3 protein-coding genes are annotated in these 4600 nt (G+C 61.4%); all 3 read left to right on the forward strand.

Features of this window, described 5'->3' with window-relative positions; all coding sequences use genetic code 11:
- Window positions 1-121: 121 nt before the first annotated feature.
- The 3 genes from xseA to leuA all read left to right on the forward strand — a co-directional run bounded on the left by xseA (window position 122) and on the right by leuA (window position 4468).
- A complete protein-coding gene (gene xseA / locus DCO47_RS25780; RefSeq protein ID WP_064364342.1) occupies window positions 122-1501 on the forward strand; it encodes an exodeoxyribonuclease VII large subunit in 1380 nt (459 codons plus the stop codon).
- Window positions 1502-1504: 3 nt separating this feature from the next.
- Window positions 1505-2326 (forward strand): peptidoglycan DD-metalloendopeptidase family protein, encoded by an 822-nt coding sequence (locus DCO47_RS25785; RefSeq protein WP_042608331.1) that lies wholly within the window; start codon window positions 1505-1507, stop codon window positions 2324-2326.
- A gap of 462 nt (window positions 2327-2788) precedes the next feature.
- Window positions 2789-4468 (forward strand): 2-isopropylmalate synthase, encoded by a 1680-nt coding sequence (leuA, locus tag DCO47_RS25795; protein ID WP_042608332.1) that lies wholly within the window; start codon window positions 2789-2791, stop codon window positions 4466-4468.
- Window positions 4469-4600: the final 132 nt, after the last annotated feature.

Genomic DNA, 4600 nt, shown 5'->3' on the forward strand with positions numbered 1-4600 from the left:
GCTCGCGATAGCGGTGTGTCAGTCGACAACAGCTTTGAATGACTCACCGCTATCGCGAGCAGGCTCACTCCTACAGTGGATCGGTGGTGATTGGCGGGCAAATGCCTTTAAACTGCGCCCCATGATTAAAGATCCCTTTGCAAGACTTGGCCTGGACCGTGAAGTCCTGACCGTCAGCCAGCTCAACGGCCGCGCGCGGGTGTTGCTTGAAGACGTGTTCAGCAACATCTGGGTCGAAGGCGAAATCTCCAACCTGGCGCGCCCGGCGTCCGGCCACGTCTACTTCACCCTCAAGGACAGCGGCGCGCAGGTGCGTTGCGCGTTGTTCCGGCAGAACGCCGCCCGCGTGCGCCAGGCACTGAAGGACGGTCTGGCGGTCAAGGTGCGCGGCAAGGTTTCGCTGTTCGAAGGCCGCGGCGACTATCAACTGATCCTCGACACCGTCGAGCCGGCCGGTGATGGTGCGCTGCGTCTGGCCTTCGATGCACTGAAGGAAAAGCTCAGCGCCGAAGGCCTGTTCAGTGCCGAACGCAAGGTGCCGCTGCCCGCGCATCCGCAACGCATCGGCATCATCAGTTCGCCGACCGGCGCGGTGATTCGCGACATCATCAGCGTATTCCGCCGCCGTGCGCCGCAAGTGCAACTGACCCTGATTCCCACCGCCGTGCAGGGCCGCGAGGCCACCGCGCAGATTGTCCGCGCGCTGAAAATGGCCGATGCCCGTGGCTTTGACGCGCTGATCCTGGCCCGTGGCGGCGGCTCGCTGGAGGACCTCTGGTGCTTCAACGAAGAAGCCGTGGCCCGCGCGGTCGATGGCTGTGTCACGCCGATCGTCAGCGCCGTCGGCCATGAAACCGATGTGTCGATCAGCGACTTTGTTGCCGACGTCCGCGCACCGACACCCTCGGCCGCCGCCGAACTGCTCGCCCCGGATTCCAGCCATCTGATCCGTCAGGTCGAGAGCCTGCATCGCCGCCTGGTAATGCGCATGCGTGATCGCTTGATGCGTGATCGCCTGCGTCTGGAAGGCATGGCGCGGCGGCTGCGGCATCCCGGCGAACGTCTGCGCCAGCAGGCCCAGCGTCTGGACGATCTGGACATGCGCATGCGTCGTGCCTTCGAGCGCAGTCTCAATACCCGCCGCGAACGCCTGATCCGTCTGGAAACCCGCCTCGCCGGGCAACATCCGGGGCGCCAACTGGCGATGCTCCGTCAGCGCCTCGAAAGTCTCGCCGAACGTCTGCCCCGCGCCATGCGCGATGGCCTGAAACAGCGCCGACAGCAATTGCACAGTCAAATGCAGACCCTGCATGTGGTCAGCCCGTTGGCGACCCTCGGTCGTGGTTACAGCATTTTGCTCGACGAGCGCGGCCACGCGATTCGCAACGCTGCACAGACTCACACCGGCCAGCGTCTGAAAGCCAGGCTAGGCGAAGGCGAACTGCAAGTGCGCGTCGAGGACAATCACCTGACGCCCGTCACCCTTTCTTTACTGGACTGATCCATGCCGCGTTTTCTGGCTCCACTGCTGTTGCTCTGCCTGACCTTCAACGCCCATGCCGACAGTTACATCACTCGGCTGCTGAACAAACCGGTACCAGGCGGCGTCGCCGTGGTGGATCTGGGCACCGCCGCGCAGGCGCCGAAAGCCACCTATCAGGGCAAGCCGGTGCTGGTGGTCAAGGAGCAGAACAACTGGCTGGCGATCGTAGGCGTACCGCTCACGGTCAAGCCCGGTGGGCAGCAGATCAGCAGCGCTGGGCGCAATCTGCCCTTCACCGTCGGCAGCAAGAAATACCCGGAACAGCACATCACTCTGAAGAACAAACAGCAGGTCAACCCTAACGCCGACAACCTCAAGCGCATCGAGGGTGAACTGGCGGAACAGATCGCGGCTTACCGCAGTTTCAGCCCGAACACGCCGAGCAATCTGCTGCTGGACAAACCGGTCAACGGGCCGCTGTCGAGCAAGTTCGGTGTGCGCCGCTTCTTCAATGGCGAGGAGCGTAACCCTCATGCCGGACTGGATTTCGCAGTGCCGGCAGGCACGCCGATCAAGACCCCGGCGGCGGGCAAAGTGATTTTGATCGGCAATTACTTCTTCAATGGCAACACGGTGTTCGTCGATCATGGCCAGGGATTCATCAGCATGTTCTGCCATATGTCGAAGATCGATGTGAAAAACGGCCAGCAACTGGCCCGCGGTGCGGTGGTGGGCAAAGTGGGCGCGACTGGTCGGGCGACCGGGCCGCATATGCACTGGAATGTCAGCCTGAATGATGCGCGGGTGGATCCGGCGATTTTCATTGGTGCCTTCCAACCTTGAATATGTGTTGAGGCGACCGGCCTCTTCGCGAGCAGGCTCGCTCCTACATTGGACTGGTGTTGTGAACACGATCAACTGTAGGAGTGAGCCTGCTCGCGATGGCGGCTTATGCTGTACTCAAACACCCCTGCCCCCCATCGGTCTCAATTGCGCCCCAATCAAACCTCGCGCAAATATCACAACGATCAGCGGACTTCAGCGCAATAAAATCCCGCAAAAACTCTCTTTCCGGGTATTCCTCTCAATTTTTTTCGACTGCTTGCCATCCTTTCCCCTCGCGGTTAGGGTTGAAGCCATGAAAACCTCTCACACCCTCATTCAGCTTCGCCAGCACCGCAGCCTGTGCCTCGTCAGCGCACGACTGCCAGGCTGAATCGCTGCGCCTCGTCCCACGCTTTTCCAAGAACATTCGTTCAACCGGCAGGCCGCCTCTATTCGGCCCAGACAACAAGGAATTTCCCGATGAGCATGCTCAAAGACCCGTCTTCGAAATACCGCGCGTTTCCCGTCATCAACTTGCCGGATCGCACCTGGCCGTCGAAAACCATCGACGCCGCGCCGATCTGGTGCAGTTCCGACCTGCGTGACGGCAACCAGTCGCTGATCGAACCGATGGACGCGGCGAAGAAGCTGCGCTTCTGGAAAACCCTGGTGCAGGTGGGCGTGAAGGAAATCGAAGCGTCGTTCCCGGCCGCTTCACAAACCGACTTCGACTTCGTGCGTACGCTGATCGAGGAAGGCCACATCCCGGACGACACCACCATTCAAGTGCTGACCCAGGGCCGTGAAGACCTGATCGAACGCACCTTCGAATCCCTGCGCGGGGCGAAGAAAGCCATCGTCCACCTGTACAACGCCACCTCGCCTTCTTTCCGGCGCATCGTCTTCAACCAGGACAAGGACGGCATCAAGGCCATCGCGGTCAATGCCGCCAAGCTGTTCGTCAAATACGCAGCCATGCAGCCAGACACCGAGTGGACCTTCGAATACTCGCCGGAAACCTTCAGCGCCACCGAGCTGGAATTCGCCAAGGAAGTCTGTGACGCCGTGATCGAGGTGTGGAACCCGACGCCTGAGCACAAGATGATCCTCAACCTGCCGGCCACCGTTGAATGCGCGACACCGAACGTTTACGCCGACCAGATCGAGTGGTTCGGCCGCAACATCAACCGTCGTGACAGCGTGATCATCAGCCTGCACACCCACAACGACCGTGGCACCGGCGTGGCCGCCACCGAGCTGGGCCTGATGGCTGGCGCCGACCGTGTCGAAGGCTGCCTGTTCGGCAACGGCGAGCGCACCGGCAACGTCGACCTCGTCACCGTCGCGCTGAACATGTACACCCAGGGCGTCGACCCTGAGCTGGACTTCTCCGACATCGACGGCGTGCGCAAGGTCGTCGAAGAGTGCAACCAGATCCAGGTGCACCCGCGTCATCCGTACGTTGGCGATCTGGTGCACACCGCGTTCTCTGGCTCGCACCAGGACGCGATCCGCAAGGGTTTCGCCCAGCAGAAACCGGACACCCTGTGGGAAGTGCCGTACCTGCCGATCGACCCGGCCGACATCGGCCGCAGCTACGAGGCGGTGATCCGCGTCAACAGCCAGTCTGGCAAGGGCGGCATCGCTTACTTGCTGGAGCAGGAATACGGCATCAGCCTGCCACGTCGCATGCAGATCGAGTTCAGCCAGGTCGTACAGCGTGAAACCGATCGCCTGGGCCTGGAGATGACCGCCAAGCAGATTCACTCGCTGTTGATCAGCGAGTACCTGCAAGCCAACACCCCGTATGCGCTGGTCAGCCATCGCCTGCAGGAAGAAAACGGCAACAGCGCCGTCGAAGTCGAAGTGGCCAGCAAAGGTCAGGGCGAAACCAACCTGCACTGGCGCGGCAAGGGCAACGGCGCACTGGAAGCCTTGGTCGCCGGCCTGCCGATTCCGGTGGAAATCATGGACTACAACGAACACGCAATCGGCGCCGGCACTAATGCCAAAGCAGCGGCCTACATCGAGCTGCGTGTGAATGGCGAGCGTGCAGTGCACGGCGTGGGTATCGATGAAAACATTACCACCGCCAGCTTCAAAGCGCTGTTCAGCGCACTGAACCGCTCGTTGAGCCAGCCTGAAGCGAAAGCGGCGTAATCGACCGCTGAAATACGAAAGGCCCCGGAGTGCAACCTCCGGGGCCTTTCTTGTAGTAGATCAAAGGATCGCAGCCTTCGGCCCCTCCTACAGGACTTCCCCAGTCCCAAGGTCGGCTCCGCCCAAGCCTAC

The organism is Pseudomonas sp. NDM (genome assembly GCF_003105095.1).
GTDB classification, from domain to species: domain Bacteria; phylum Pseudomonadota; class Gammaproteobacteria; order Pseudomonadales; family Pseudomonadaceae; genus Aquipseudomonas; species Aquipseudomonas moraviensis_A.